General features: G+C 58.4%; 13 protein-coding genes and 1 tRNA gene. 4 read left to right on the forward strand and 10 right to left on the reverse strand.

The window, feature by feature from the left end; all coding sequences use genetic code 11:
• Positions 1-74 precede the first annotated feature (74 nt).
• Positions 75-1292, reverse strand: coding sequence for a deoxyguanosinetriphosphate triphosphohydrolase (locus V6R85_RS14805; RefSeq protein ID WP_003509728.1), 1218 nt, complete (start codon positions 1290-1292; stop codon positions 75-77).
• 214 nt (positions 1293-1506) lie between these two features.
• On the opposite strand from V6R85_RS14805, the gene erpA reads away from it, so the two are divergent.
• Complete coding sequence (gene erpA, locus V6R85_RS14810) at positions 1507-1839, forward strand: iron-sulfur cluster insertion protein ErpA (RefSeq protein ID WP_003509729.1); 333 nt, start codon at positions 1507-1509, stop codon at positions 1837-1839.
• Positions 1840-2150: 311 nt separating this feature from the next.
• Positions 2151-2948, forward strand: a complete 798-nt coding sequence (xth, locus tag V6R85_RS14815; RefSeq protein WP_020811523.1) for an exodeoxyribonuclease III — start codon at positions 2151-2153, stop codon at positions 2946-2948.
• 45 nt (positions 2949-2993) lie between these two features.
• Here xth and exoR read toward each other — a convergent pair whose 3' ends face one another.
• From exoR to V6R85_RS14855, 8 genes are all read right to left on the reverse strand, one after another.
• Positions 2994-3788 carry an exopolysaccharide production regulator ExoR gene (gene exoR / locus V6R85_RS14820; RefSeq protein ID WP_003509731.1) on the reverse strand — a complete coding sequence of 265 codons (795 nt, stop codon included), beginning with the start codon at positions 3786-3788 and terminating at the stop codon, positions 2994-2996.
• Positions 3789-4342: 554 nt separating this feature from the next.
• On the reverse strand, positions 4343-5632 hold the full coding sequence (locus V6R85_RS14825; RefSeq protein WP_111834460.1) for an outer membrane protein transport protein: 1290 nt from the start codon (positions 5630-5632) through the stop codon (positions 4343-4345).
• A 459-nt stretch (positions 5633-6091) separates the two neighbouring features.
• A complete protein-coding gene (locus V6R85_RS14830; protein ID WP_111834461.1) occupies positions 6092-8935 on the reverse strand; it encodes a valine--tRNA ligase in 2844 nt (947 codons plus the stop codon).
• Between the two features lie 219 nt (positions 8936-9154).
• Positions 9155-10141: a cell division protein PopZ gene (popZ, locus tag V6R85_RS14835; RefSeq protein ID WP_111834462.1), complete on the reverse strand. Its 987-nt coding sequence runs from the start codon at positions 10139-10141 to the stop codon at positions 9155-9157.
• Between the two features lie 390 nt (positions 10142-10531).
• Complete coding sequence (locus V6R85_RS14840; RefSeq protein WP_111797814.1) at positions 10532-11203, reverse strand: protein-L-isoaspartate O-methyltransferase family protein; 672 nt, start codon at positions 11201-11203, stop codon at positions 10532-10534.
• A 183-nt stretch (positions 11204-11386) separates the two neighbouring features.
• Positions 11387-11632, reverse strand: a complete 246-nt coding sequence (locus V6R85_RS14845) for a hypothetical protein (RefSeq protein ID WP_162695530.1) — start codon at positions 11630-11632, stop codon at positions 11387-11389.
• 43 nt (positions 11633-11675) lie between these two features.
• Positions 11676-11749: transfer RNA gene (locus V6R85_RS14850), tRNA-Cys, on the reverse strand.
• A gap of 240 nt (positions 11750-11989) precedes the next feature.
• Complete coding sequence (locus V6R85_RS14855) at positions 11990-12142, reverse strand: DUF3309 family protein (protein ID WP_003495626.1); 153 nt, start codon at positions 12140-12142, stop codon at positions 11990-11992.
• Between the two features lie 706 nt (positions 12143-12848).
• Between V6R85_RS14855 and V6R85_RS14860 the strand changes: the two genes are divergently transcribed.
• Both V6R85_RS14860 and V6R85_RS14865 read left to right on the forward strand, forming a co-directional pair.
• A complete protein-coding gene (locus V6R85_RS14860; RefSeq protein WP_107675619.1) occupies positions 12849-13151 on the forward strand; it encodes a hypothetical protein in 303 nt (100 codons plus the stop codon).
• Between the two features lie 94 nt (positions 13152-13245).
• Complete coding sequence (locus tag V6R85_RS14865; protein ID WP_003509748.1) at positions 13246-13491, forward strand: DUF982 domain-containing protein; 246 nt, start codon at positions 13246-13248, stop codon at positions 13489-13491.
• A 512-nt stretch (positions 13492-14003) separates the two neighbouring features.
• Here the strand turns inward: V6R85_RS14865 and wrbA are convergent.
• On the reverse strand, positions 14004-14603 hold the full coding sequence (gene wrbA / locus V6R85_RS14870) for an NAD(P)H:quinone oxidoreductase type IV (RefSeq protein WP_003509751.1): 600 nt from the start codon (positions 14601-14603) through the stop codon (positions 14004-14006).
• Positions 14604-14735 lie beyond the last annotated feature (132 nt).

The following is a 14735-nucleotide window of genomic DNA, read 5'->3' on the forward strand; positions in this document are numbered from 1 at the left end:
TTCCAACCTGCGCGAAGGGCTTCTGTTTATGTCCGGCCATCATAACCGGGTCGGCTCCGCGATTGCCCGCTGCCCTATCTCAAATCGGGGGTGTGGTCAAACAGGCGCTGGTGGGCGCGCAGTGCATAACTGTCGGTCATCCCGGCCAGATAGTCGCCCACATGCCGGGCTTTTGCGGCCACGCTCATGCCGGAAATGCTGTCCACCCAGTAGTGGCTCTGCATTTCCGCCGGCGTTTCCATATAACGGTGGAAAAGATCGGTAACGATCTGTGTCGCACCGGCGCGGATGCGCATGATTTCCGGATGCCGGTAGATATGGCCAAACAGCAGCTTCTTGATCTGCCGGTCGGTTTCGGCCATTTCAGGCGAGAAGGTCGCGACGGTGAAATCGGCAGCGCGGATATCGGCGGCGCTTCGCGGTTTCAGGCGGGCAAGATTCTGCTGCGCCACACCGATCACATCTTCGACCATGTGGGTGATCTGCCGGCGCATGATCTCATTGGCGAAACGCTCCTTGTCGAGCACGGGATATTTCGCCCGCACCTGCGCCATCAGTCCACTGAGGAAAGGCACCTCCTCCAGCATCTCGAAGGTGAGATAACCGGCGCGCAGGCCGTCATCGATGTCGTGGGTATTATAGGCGATATCATCGGCAATCGCCGCGACCTGCGCCTCGAGGCTGGCATAGCTGCCGATTTCCAGATCCTGCAGCTCGCAATATTCGAGGATGGGCAGCGGAACCGGTCCCTTGATCCCCTCGCCCTTGGCATTGACCAGCGGGCCGTTGTGCTTGACGAGACCCTCGAGCGTTTCCCATGTGAGGTTGATACCGTCATATTCGGCGTAGCGGCGCTCCAGCTTGGTGACGATGCGCAGCGATTGCGCATTGTGGTCGAAACCGCCATAGGGCAACAGCACGGCATCCAGCGCGTCTTCGCCGGTATGACCGAAAGGCGTGTGGCCGAAATCATGCACCAGCGCCACGCCCTCAGCCAGATCCTCGTCCAGCTTCAGCGCGCGGGCAAGCGCTCGCGCAATCTGCGCGACTTCGATGGTGTGGGTGAGACGCGTGCGATAATGGTCGCCGTCAGGGCTGATGAAGACCTGCGTCTTGTGCTTCAGGCGGCGAAAAGCTGTCGTGTGGACGATGCGGTCACGGTCGCGCTGGAATTCGGAACGCGTCAGGCTTCCCTCTTCCGGAAAAAGACGTCCGCGCGTGGTCCATGGATCAGAGGCGAAAACCGCCCTCTCGCCGCTTCCGAAACCCAATGCGCGCTGGTCTATGATCATGCATCCACCTGTTGTCTTCTCTGGCCGGCACTTCCTTTGGTCTCGGCCATTGACCTTTTCATTCACCCTTCATACCTATCGCAGAGGTCAGCGCAAAGCATCATCGCCGCGCTGACCGCCTTCACACAGGCTATAGACCGGTAATTTGACCGGTTTATAATGGTGACAACGAGATTATTGCTCTCCGGTTCTTGACCCCGGCAGGAGAAACGACATGGAAAACAGCGACATTACCCTTTCGGAAGCAGCGGCGAAGCGAATCGCCCAGATCGTCGCGGCCGACGCCGGCAAACAGGCGCTGCGCGTTTCGGTGGAAGGCGGCGGCTGCTCGGGCTTCTCCTACAAGTTCGATCTGGCCGAAGACAAAGCCGATGACGACATCGTGATTGCGCGCGGCGACGCCAAGGTGCTGATCGACAGCCTGTCGGTTGTCTATATGGCCGGCTCCGAAATCGACTTTGTGGATAATCTGCTCGGCCAATCCTTCCAGATCAAGAACCCCAATGCCGTAGCAAGCTGCGGCTGTGGCACGAGCTTCTCGATTTGAGTGGGAAATACCGGCGCGCAATCCGCACGCCAGCCACCAAGCTTTGAAATAACTCGCATCTCTCTCCTCCCCTCATTCCTGTGCCTGTCGCAGGAGGCCGGTCGACGCACGTCTGTGCGGCGGGAAGTGTCCTTCACCCCAAGGACTTGGATTGGCTGGATTCCTGTGCCAAGCACAGGAATGAGGGAGGAAAAAACGCAGCGATGCCGCCCGCCCGGCGTCTTTCCACCACATCCGCACGGCCATTTCCCAAAAACGGTGGCAATCGATTTTGCATCGGGTAAAAGTACCCTCACAAAAGGGAAACTCCGATGAAGATTGCCACCTGGAACATCAATGGCGTCAAGGCGCGTATCGAAAACCTCTGCCAGTGGCTGAAGGATTCATCGCCTGACATCGTCTGCCTTCAGGAAATCAAATCGGTCGATGAGGGTTTTCCCCGGCTTGAGCTGGAAGCGCTCGGCTATCACGTCGAGACTCACGGCCAGAAGGGCTTCAATGGCGTCGCGCTGCTCTCGAAGGTAAAGCCCGACGAGGTCAATCGCGGCCTGCCGGGTGACGATGCCGATGAACAGGCGCGTTTCATCGAAGGCGTGTTTTCCGTGGAAGGCGGCGCGATCCGCGTCTGCTCGCTCTATCTGCCGAACGGCAATCCGCCTGACGATCCGGTCAAATATCCCTACAAGCTTGCCTGGATGGAGCGGCTGCGGCGTTTTGCCGAAGATCGCCTCGCGCTCGAGGAACCTCTCATTCTGGCCGGCGACTACAACGTCATTCCCGAGCCCTTCGATTGCCACGACCCACGCGTGTGGGAAGGCGACGCATTGTTCCTGCCAAAGACCCGCGCAGCCTTCCGCAAGCTGGAGAATCTGGGCTTCACCGATGCCGCGCGGGCGACGACGGATGAAGCAGGACTTTATTCCTTCTGGGATTATCAGGCCGGCGCATGGCCGAAAAACAACGGCATCCGCATCGATCATCTGATGTTGTCGGCGGAAGCTGCCGACAGGCTGCAATCCGTCAGCATCGAAAAACATGTGCGGGCCTGGGAAAAACCGTCCGACCATGTGCCGGTCTGCGGTTATTTCGCGTTCAGTCCTGCCGGCTGACGACCGGCCCTCTTCAGGCGGAAAAAGCCGCCCTGATCGCGATTCTCAATCCGGATCGTTGAACTGCATGTTCTGCGCCATGGCGATTGCCGCGCGGCGATCATTCTCGCCGGCGAGCGAAAAAGCCTGCTCCTGCAGGTTCTGTATCCAGGTGCAGTCCGCCGCCGTGCATTTGTCGAGCGCGGCCGTCATGAAGGCCAGCCCCTGCGTCGTCTGGCCTTCCTGGAAGATCAGGTTGCCAAAGATCGACATGGCGCCGGCATGGCCGTGCTTGCGGGCCTGATTGAGCCACTTCTTGGCCTGCTGCACGTCAGCACGGCCGCCCTCGCCGGCGAGAATCATCTCCGCCAGACGGAACTGCGCTTCAGCAACACCAAAGGTGGAGGCCACCTGGAAATAAAGCTGTCGGGCCTGCGAAAGGTCCATTTTGACAGGGCTGCCGGGAATGCCGTGACGGTAATAATCGGCGAGAGAAAGCAGCGCATTGACGAAGAAGCCGGTATCTTCCGAACCCGGCTCGACGCCCTGATTGGCGATTTCGCTGTAGATCTTGAAAGCTTCGAAGTCGTTCTTGGCGACGCCGTCGCCATAGGCATACATATTGGCCAGCGCCCAGCGCGAGCCGGTATGACCCTTTTCAGCCGCGTAGCGATAGGCCTCGACGGCTTCACCCTTGTTACCGTTCTTGTAGGCTTTGAAGCCGAACTTGAACAGGTCGAAGGGGCCGGATTCCTTGGTCACGCCCGCATTGATGTCAAAAGCCGCAGCAGGCATTGCGAGCGACGCAAGCAACATGCCCATGAGGAGCGGCTTTAAAACGTTGGCTTCACATTTCAGCATTTCAGCGAACTTCTCTCACTCTTCCCGGCATATAGCCAATACTTGCGGAATACGAACTCCGCCGGGTCGCGATTTTTCGAACACACTGCGTCTTTCCGGCAGCACTTTCCAGCGCACCACCGGTGGTCATCTGCGGCAATTGCCCTCATTTTCCAGTGAGACAGATATAGGCATAATTTCCGGCAATATAACGGCATTTCACCGTCCACCGGTCAGCGCCAAGCAAGAAAGCCGGACCAAATTCCCGTATTACTTGCTTAAACCCTGAATCCAAACCCGTTTTCACTTTCCGGCCTTGCGCACCACCACATCAAACGCCTGCATGTTCTTTCATTCCCGCGTCCCTAAACATAAGCCAAGCACCCTGTTTGTGGCGGGAAATGGACAGATATGCTCACATTCCAACGCGACCACACGCTTGCAGAAAAGTGTTGCCAAATCGTCACAAAACTTTCGGGCTAGAAAATTTTATCGAGCAAGAATCATAGTCGCGCATAAAAAAAGGCCCGGTTGGTAAACCGGACCTTTATTTTAGCATCTGCGGAAGGATGGTATCAGAACTTGACCTTCACGCCGGTCGAGATTGCTGCGACGAGGTCGTTACCGAAGTCGTAGCCCGCCTCGTTGCCGCAGGTGAAGCCTGCGCCGCACGGTCCGCCATTGATGGACGAGCTACCCGAGGTGAGAAGGCCGAGAGCACCGGCAATCTTGAACTCGATGTTCTTGTTCGGGGAGTAGACGATCTGCGTACCCAGCGTCCAGGTGTCGGTCTGGGTACCGATGACGGTCGATGTACCGCGATCCCAGGTCAGGCTCACAGCACCGCTCCACTGTTCGTTGAACTTGTGACCAACGCCGCCGGAAATCGTCCAGCCGTCGCGATAGAACAGGTCGAGCGTATTCAGCGTGTCTGCGCCACTCGGAACGCAGGGCGACGTGCCGACCGCGCAGAAAGGAATGACCTGAATCTGGCTCCAGTCCGTCCACTTGACCGAACCGAAAGCAAGCCAGTCCGGCGCAATACCGGATTGCAGCTTGAGTTCGATACTGTCTGGCATGGAAACAGAGCCATAGATCGGCACGAGCTTGCCGCCGTATTTTGCAAGCGTCGGAGATATGGACGGCGGTGTCTGTGGGATCGCTCTCACATCGGCGAAGCCGGTCAAATCGTGATCGACAGCGCTGTTATAAACGAGGCTCGCACGGAACGCGATCTCGGGAATCTCATAGGCCATGCCGGCGCGCCAGCCCCAGCCGTCACCTTCCATCTCAAGTTTGCCGACGCCGCTGAAGCTGGACCAGGCCGGATTGAGGCCCAGAACGGCCGGGCCGAGAACCTGACGGTATTTATAACCGCTCAATTCCTGATAGAAGCCGCCGCCGATGATCGAGAAGTCACCCTTGCCAAGATCGAACTTCACCCGGCAGGTGGTGGCGTAATTGTGCGACTTGACCTTGGTTTCGATATTGTAGCTCGATCCCTGCCAGATGCCGGGATTGAGATGCGCGCCCCATGGCTGCGAATAGTCGAACATGCAGTCGCCGAAATCGCCGATTGCCGCCTTGGCGCCGACGCGGGTCGACCAGAAGTTTTCAGAGTCATCTGCGCTTCTTGACCAGGCCGCAGGCAAAGGACCGCTCTTCAGCGGATTGTCACGCGCATTCTCCACCTTGCGCTGCGGCGCGACAAAGGTCGCGGAACTGTCGAGAACATAATCGGACGGATCGAACAGCAGGTCGATATTGTAACCACCGCGCTCAAGGCCACCCGCCAGTGAAGGCGTTACCGCCGCGATGCTGACTGCGAAACATACCGCGCCGCGAAAAATTGCAGTTTTTGCCATCTCTCTCCCCAATCAAGGCAATGTGATCATCAAAAGAGTGAAGCGCTTCGCAGCAAATGACAATCTGCCGCACACTGGCACAGTTCTGCGACACTTCTCCATTTTTTACGTAAGAATTTGATGTCGATCCCCTTGCATAGTCATTTTAGGTTATTTTTCTAATCCAATTGAAGCAATCCGACATAAAATGAAACAAATTCCCACTTGAGACAGGAATTGTCTCCAAATAACCACACTCACGGGTTTCCCGAGGAAACGCGCTTATCAGGCCGTTTTTGTTGGCTTTTTTAACTGTTCGGACAGTTTCTTGCTGAAAATGGCGTGAAATAATCGCTCATTCGAGCGCACATGATTCGCCATTGCAGTGCAGCAATCAATCGAGACGACTTGTTACGCCAAAGCAAAAAAACGCCCCGTTTCAAACGGGGCGTTTTTGTTTCTCCAAAGCCGTAAGCGGTATTACCCCGCTTCGCTGACCCGTGTGAGCGCCGTTCTCAGGCTTGCAAGCTGCACTTCCAGCTCGGCCTTGCGCTCGCGCTCGGCAGCAACCACTTCCGGATCGGCATTGGCCACGAATTTTTCGTTCGACAGCTTTTTGTCGATGCGTTCCATTTCCGCATCCACCTTGCCGATCGCCTTTTCGAGACGGGTCTGCTCAGCCGCGAGATCAACGAGGTTGCCGAGCGGCAGGCATACCGTCGCCTCGCCGACGATGATCTGCGCGGAACCCTTCGGCGCAACCTCGGCGGCACGGATTTCATCCGCCCGCGCCAGACGCCGGATGGCGGCGGCGTGGCGGTCGAGCCGTGCTTCGGTGGAGGTATTGGCACCGACGACCACAAGCGACGCGGTGGCGCCCGGCGGCACGTTCATTTCGGCGCGCGCGGAGCGGATGCCGGAGACGAGATCGATCAGCCAGTTGATTTCCGCAGCTGCGGCATCATCGCGAAACTCCGGCGTCGGCCAGTCGGTGAGGCACAGCAGATCATCCCGCTCCTCGCCCTCGCCCGCCGTGTGCGCCCACAGCTCTTCGGTCATGAAGGGCATGAAGGGATGCAGGAGCTTGTAGATTTCTTCCAGAACATAGGCCGCACAGGCCTGGGATTCCCGCTTCGCCTTTTCGTCTTCGCCACTGAAGACAGGCTTCAGCAGTTCCAGATACCAGTCACAGAACTGGTTCCAGACGAAGCGATAGAGAATGCCTGACGCATCGTTGAAGCGGAAATTCTCAAGCGCCGCCGTCACGTCGCGCGCCGTATTGGCAAGCTCGGTCAGGATCCAGCGGTTGATGGTCAGCGACGCGGTTTCAGCCAAAAAGTGCGGATCGCGCTTGACGCCATTCATCTCGGCAAAGCGCGTAGCGTTCCAAAGCTTGGTGCCGAAGTTGCGGTAACCGGCGATACGTGCCGGATCGAGCTTCACGTCGCGACCCTGCGCCGCCATGATGGCCAGCGTGAAACGCAGCGCATCCGCGCCGTATTCGTCGATCAGTTCCAGCGGGTCGATGACGTTGCCCTTGGACTTCGACATCTTCTGGCCGTTCTTGTCGCGAACCAGCGCGTGGATATAGACCGTGCTGAAGGGCTCAACCGGATTGCCGGCGTCGTCCTTCATGAAATGCAGGCCCATCTGCATCATCCGCACCACCCAGAAGGGGATGATGTCGAAACCGGTGACCAGCACGTTGGTCGGGTAATAACGCGCCAGTTCCGGCGTCTGTTCGGGCCAGCCGAGTGTCGAGAACGGCCAGAGCGCCGACGAGAACCAGGTGTCGAGCACGTCTTCGTCGCGCGTCAGGATTTCGCCCGGCGCGAAGTTCTCGAGCTTCTCCTCGACCCAGGCCTTCCACGGACCTTCATGGGCGATATAGTGCTGGATGGCGGCCTGCAGGGCCTCTTCTTCGGTCTTCTCAACAAAGACCTGCCCGTCCGGGCCATACCATGCGGGAATCTGGTGTCCCCACCACAATTGCCGCGAGATGCACCACGGCTGGATATTCTCCATCCACTGGAAGTAAGTGTTTTCCCAGTTCTTCGGCACAAAATTGGTGCGGCCTTCGCGAACCGAGGCAATCGCCGGCTGCGCCAGCGTCTTGTTGTCCACCCACCACTGGTCGGTCAGGCGCGGCTCGATCGGCACGCCGCCGCGGTCGCCATGCGGCACCACATGCTTGTGCGGCTCGATCTTGTCGAGCAGCCCGGCCTCTTCGAAGATTTCAACGATGATCTTGCGCGCGGTAAAGCGATCCTGTCCTTCCAGACGATCCCATGCGCCGTGCAGCGCAGCGGGATGGCTGAGACCTTCGAGGAAATCCTCGTTCTCCTTGATGGTGATCGTGCCGTCGATATTCATGACATTGATGGCGCGCAGGCTGCAGCGCTTGCCGACTTCGAAATCGTTGAAGTCATGCGCAGGCGTGATCTTCACGGCGCCCGTGCCAGCGGTCGGATCGGCATAGTCATCGGCAACGATCGGGACCTTGCGGCCGACGATCGGCAGGATGACATGCTTGCCGACAATGCCCTTGTAACGCTCATCCTCAGGGTTCACCGCAATGCCGGTATCGCCGAGCATCGTTTCCGGACGCGTCGTGGCGACGACGATATAATCGCGGGTCTCGAACTCGGTGGGCTTGCCCTCCTCATCGAAAGCGATCGGATACTGATAGGTAACGCCCTTTTCGAGCGGGTAGCGCAGGTGCCAGAGATTGCCCTTGACCTCGATCTGCTCGACTTCCATGTCGGAAATCGCGGTCAGCAGCTTCGGGTCCCAGTTGACCAGACGCTTGTCCTTATAGATCAGGCCCTGCTTGTAGAGCGTGACGAAAACTTCGAGTACAGCTTCGGAGAGACCTTCATCCATGGTGAAGCGCTCACGCGACCAGTCGCAGGATGCGCCAAGGCGTTTCAGCTGGTTGAAGATCAGGCCACCTGATTCAGCCTTCCATTCCCAGACCTTCTCCACGAAAGCCTCGCGGCCCATCTCGCGGCGGCCCGGAAGCTGGCTTTCCATCAGCTTGCGCTCGACGACCATCTGCGTGGCGATGCCGGCATGGTCCATGCCCGGCTGCCACAGCACGTCCTTGCCGCGCATACGCTCGAAGCGGACCAGAATATCCTGCAGCGTGTTGTTGAGCGCGTGGCCCATATGCAGGGAGCCGGTCACATTCGGCGGCGGGATGACGATGGTGAAGGTTTCCGCGCCCGGCTTGGCGTTGGCGCCGGCACGAAAAGCATTAGCCTCGTCCCAGGCTTTGGCGATCTTCGGTTCGACGGATGCGGAATCGTAGGTCTTTTCGAGCATTTCCTGACCTGAATTTTAGAGTTCTTGTGTGGATTTTTTTAAATAAGGATGGACGGGAGAGAGTCAACAGAAACCCGCCCGCGAGCCAACCATTGAGCGGACCCACGGGTGACTATGACCCCATAACACCTTCATCTTCAACAAAAAAGCCGCCCCGTTGCCGGAGCGGCCGCTGTTTCATCGCATCATCAGCAATTGCAGATGCGACAAGAGCGGGACTTAGCGGCGCGAACCGCGCGCCACGCGCTCGATTTCCTCGCGCACGAGACGCTCCACCAGCGTCGGCAGATTGTCTTCCAGCCAGTCCTGCAGCATCGGGCGCAGCATCTCGGCGGCCATATCCTCGATCGAGCGCCGCTCGACACCGTCAAAAACCTCCGCCAGCTCGTTGAAGGAACGGGCGATCTGCGCACCGGCAGCGGCGGAAAGCAGATTGAGCGACAGGCCGCCCTCAACATCCGCCTCGTCTTTTGCCTGCACCTCGGCCAGATCGAATGTCGGCGTCTCACCGACAGGGTTCAGCACCGCGATGTCGAAACGCTCCGCTGTCAGCGGCGTTTCAATGGCGCCGCGCAGCGTAAGCTGATCGAAGCGGCTTTCGGCCGAAGGCGCGCTTTCGACGGCGGCAGCGGCGGCGCGATCCTCAGCGGCAAAAGACGCCGGCTGCTCGTTCACACCTGCGGCCGTCACGGCTGCCATCAGCGGCCGAACATCCGTCGGGCGCTGCGGCGCGGCGCGGTCGGAAGACGATACCGACGAAGGCTGCGATACATTCGGGGCGGCTGCGGCCGGCAACGCGGTCTCAGCCGCGCCACGCTGCGCCTGCGCGGCGAAAGCCTGCGGTCCCATGGCGGCGTTACGGTCGGCGGCGGCACGCACGCGGGCGGCGACATCGGCAAGCGACATGGTCTTTTCGGCAGAGCTTTCCTGCCGTTCAACCATGGGCCCTTCAGAAATCGGCGAAAAATCCTGCGCAGGCCGTGCGCCAAAAGCCTGGTTTGCGGCGGGGGGGACGCGTGCCGGCGGGCTGATGGGCTCCGCCACGAAAGCCGCTTCGCTTGCAGCCTCGTCTTCATCGTCATAGACCGGCGGCAACTGCCCGGAAAACGCGCCGGTGGGTCCGGTCTCGTTGCTTTCGATGATCCGGCGGATAGACGCCAGAATCTCTTCCATGGACGGTTCACGCGCTACGCTTGGCTGAGCCATATCAATCCCCGGTTTCCACTCTTCGAGCGCCCTACCGCATCCCACGGACATCGGATAAAGCGCTCCTTGACCTGTTCAATTCGCACATCGCGTTTCAGACAACCAAAATCGATCGTCAAACCGATGTTCTGAAACATGGTCGGCCAAAGCGCTTGAGCAATTTTGCCGTCCTAGTCGCAGGATCATGCGGGGCAGAAATACGCACACCCCGAATCACCCTTAGTTTAGGTCAGCATAGCGAGGAACTAAATCACTGATTCGACAAGTTTCGTGATGATGCACAGCTTTGTGAGAGCGGCCGGAAGGAAGCGCTCTTCCGGCAAACCAAACGCAAAAACGCCGGGGCGGAAAGTCCACCCCGGCGTCAAAAAGACAATGATCGTTTGCCGATCAGAAAACGAATTCAGCCGCCTTGGCAAAACCCGGCAGCGGCTTGACCGACGCATTGAAGAAGGTAGCGGCCGATGTGCCGTTGCCATCGCGGCGATAGACGGTGGCCTTCGCGGCTCCGCCATATCCGACAACGACAACCAGACGTCCGCCGTCACGCAGCTGGTCGGTCAACGCCGCCGGCACTTCTTCCACCGAGCCATTGATGAAAATGAGGTCATAGGGCGCTTCGCCCGCATAGCCCTTTTCGAGATCGCCGGTCACGACGGCGACATTGTCATATCCGAGCGAAACCAGCGTCTCGGTCGCCTGCGCGGCCAGGGCCTCATCGCTTTCGAGCGAGACCACCGAACCGGCAAGCTGGGAAAGAATGGCAGCCGCATAACCTGCACCACCGCCGACTTCCAGGACGACGTCTTCCTTCGATACGGCCGAAAGCTGCAGCAGCTTCGCCAGCGGCGAAGTCTTCATGACATAACGGGCCGGGCGGCCATCGCGGGCGGGACAGATCTGCAGATCCTCGTCCACATAGGCAATCTGCCGCACGCCCGCCGGCACGAAAGCCTCGCGCGGCACGCTCAAAAACGCCTTCAGCACGGAATGCGACGTCACGTCGGTCGTGCGCAACTGGCTGTCGACCATATTGGCGCGTGCGGTTTCGAAATCCATCATGTTCTTATCGCCTCAATTTCACGGATAGGGGCCAAAAACCAGCCCAAGTCGGAAGATGCAGCCGACCGTTAAAACAATCTCATAATTGCCAGAGGCTGCGCTTTCAAGCGCGCTCATTGGCTGCGGTCCTAAAAAGCACCGGAGGGTGATGCAAATTTCCCGCGATTGGCATGAATCGCATCGTCAGGAAGCAGGAATATCCGGCATGATCCACCAGAAAAGCTGAACGAGATCGCTCCAAAGCTGCGTCAGGTCCTCGATCATCTGGATCGTCGTCACATAGGCATAGATCGCCAAGACAGTCACGACACCGAGGAGCAGCCATGGCCAGAGCCTTCGCTTCCCGCCGTTGCCCGCCTTGTCCTGCCGATCCTGATCCACGCTCTTCTCCTGCATTCTGGCCAAAAAAACAGCGCGCATGCGCGTCATCTACGGGTCGCAGATCTGATGTAAGGCCGATGGTGGAGAAATTTGGAGGCCTCGCCCGGAATTGAACCGGGGTACAAGGATTTGCAGTCCTCTGCGTCACCACTCCGCCACGAGGCCTCACACGCTCATCAATCAAGCGATGGCGGGCATTTAGAACGAATCCATTATGGGCGCAAGAGGGTTCGTTCCGAATGTAGTGTTTTTTCGGATAGGACCGGCACGCAGCAAAGGTGGGTCACCTAAGCGCTTAAGATTCCGAAGCTTTTTGTATCTGCTTCATATCTCGGAAGAAAACAAAGCCCGCATCCGGCGCGTTTGCGCCGTCGCGGGCAATACTGCATCTTATATGCCGATCGGTCAGATCCGTCCAAGCAGGACCAGGATCAAGACGATGACCAGAACCAGTCCGAGACCACCTGAGGGGCCGTAGCCGTAATTATGGTAACCCCAGCTGGGCAGCGCGCCGATCAGGAAAAGAATGAGCAGGATGACGAGGATGGTGCCGAGCATGTTTAACCCTCCGCTGTTGGCATGTGTCTGCCTGATTGAATGATGAAACGCGCAAAAAGTTCCCTTTCCTGCGGGTCCGGCACCATAATTGCAGATGGGCATCCTGTTCCGTTTCAACGGGTTACACCGGCAATTCAAGGATACGGCCCATTCTCTCCTCTCCTGAAGTAATTCTCTGGCTAATTATATCGCGGCGGGAAGCTCGGGATGCGAATGACAGGCCAGCCTTCACGCGGACCCACCAAACCAGCGATTTATTCGTGGTAATTTCTCGGCCTATGTCTATCGGCAGTTGTCCGTCATATTAAGGGCCAGTCCCCCGTACCCTGAAACTGGCGGGAGACAGAGAGATCTGGCATCACTGGCAGTGCGCCAGATCTCTCCCGCCCCTCCCCAAGGCCCTCAAATTCTCCTTTGCAGGCACACGGATATTTTACCGGTCGTGTCACGCCTTTGCCTTGCCTTGCCGGTTTCAGTCCGGTTAGACCCCGTGCAGGGAGGGAGAAACGAGAATCATATGTCCGGTTTTGCGAACCTCATCCCGCTTTTCATCTTTGGCCTGCTCGTCTACTTTTTCTTTCGCTGGGTCGCGCGCGACATTCAGAATCCGAAAAGCAAATAGTCGGGGAAATCCTCTCCGGCCCCTTGCCCGCCGGGAACCGCCGCGCCTCCATCTCGTTTTCACAGACGCACTTCGGAGGACAGGATGAAAACGCTCGCATCATCGGCCACTATCGCGCTTGCACTGGCACTTGCCGGATGCACCGCCGGCCCGACCGCTTATGTAGGCCCCGCGCCCTATGTCGAACCCATCCCCGGCAGCATCATCTACAGGGGCCAGCCGCGCACCAAGCTGACGAAATCGCCGATCGGCAGTACCTTCAGCCATGAATTCCGCATCGACGGCAGCACAAGGGCGGTGGAAACCTATCGCATTGCGCCCGACCGCTCGCTGGAACTCATCGACCGGCGCATCATTCGCGACTGGCTGTTCGGGCGCGACGACTGACCGCACCGCAACCGGCAGAAACGCATCCGCAACGGGATTGCGCATCCTGACCGGTTCGTTTAGAGCCGGGCGCAACAACCAAGATGGATAGGCGATGAATACGCGCTGGCAAAAACCCGTCCTGATCGCCTTCGAAACGCCGGGCGATTACACGAGCATCGAAACCACGCAGGCCGCCTCCTGGGCGCTGATCGAGGACTGGCCGATAGAAGACGGTGATGCGCTGGACAAGGCGCTGCTGATCTGCGCCGCCGTCGATGCAGGCCGGAAAAAGCCCGAGGACGCGCGCAAGGCCTTCATCGCAGCCGCAATCGAAGCGGGCCTCGATATCAAGGCCTGATGGCGCAATAACTGGGGCCGCAGACTATAAATGCCGCCTGCAGCGCTACGTTTTCAACAAGACAGGTTCGATGGATCGCAACAGATGGAAGCTTCCGGAAACATGAAAAAAGCCCTGTTCATTTTTCTCCTCTCCTGCCTGGCGATCGGCCTTCTCGGCCACCTCGTGGTCGCCTTCGTCGTCACAGGCTGAAGCGTGAAAACGCCCTCCGTCGAAAGGCGGAGAGGCTGGATTTTAGAATTTCCTGAATTTCATTCTTTCGTTATGGAACCGCGATAAACTTTGACCGTTCTCTTTTCACTCAACAGGAGGAGGGTTGGAATGCGTGACGGATTGAACGGTTTTCTCGAAATCTCGATGATCGGCTTCGTGGTCGCAAGCTGCCTTTTCATGGTCAACCTGCCGATTTGACCCACCTCAAAAATCTATCTCCGACAGAACCGGCGACTTGACGTTCCGGCATAAAAAATGCGGCCTTTTGGGCCGCATTTCTGTTTCAACAAATCATCACATCAGGCAGAAAGCTTGGCGGCCAGCTTGGCGACATGGGCGCCCTGATAACGAGCGGCTTCCAGCTCGATTTCGGAAGGCTGACGCGAACCATCGCCATCGGTGATGGTGGAGGCGCCATAGGGCGAACCGCCCTTGATTTCATCAACGCCCATCTGGCCCTGGAAAGCATAGGGCAGGCCGACAACGGCCATGCCGTGGTGCAGGAAGGTGGGGATGAAGCCGAGAATGGTGGATTCTTGACCGCCATGCTGGGTGGCGGACGAGGTGAAGGCCGAGCCGACCTTGCCGACCAGCTTGCCACTGAACCACAGGCCACCGGTCTGGTCCCAGAAATTGCGCATCTGCGACGCCACCGTGCCGAAACGCGTGCCGGCGCCGACGATGATCGCATCGTAATCCGCCAGTTCGTCCACCGTCGCCACCGGAGCCGGCTGGTCCAGCTTGAAGTGGGAGGACTTGGCAACCTCTTCCGGAACGAGTTCGGGAACGCGCTTGACCACGGCTTCCGCGCCGGTGGACTTCACGCCCTCGGCAACCGCATAGGCCATTTTCTCGATATGGCCGTAAGAGGAGTAATAAAGTACCAAAACCTTCGTCATTCTCTTCGTTTCCTTTGCTGGAACTGTTTCCGGCGTACCGGCGACAAGCTTCTTTAAAAACTCGATGATCATCGGCGTTGACCTGTAAAAACCGTATGACAAAAACGTAGCGGACGGATCGGTCTCTCGCCA

Origin of the sequence: Agrobacterium sp. CCNWLW32, from assembly GCF_037083425.1 — a bacterium.
Lineage (GTDB): Bacteria > Pseudomonadota > Alphaproteobacteria > Rhizobiales > Rhizobiaceae > Agrobacterium > Agrobacterium radiobacter.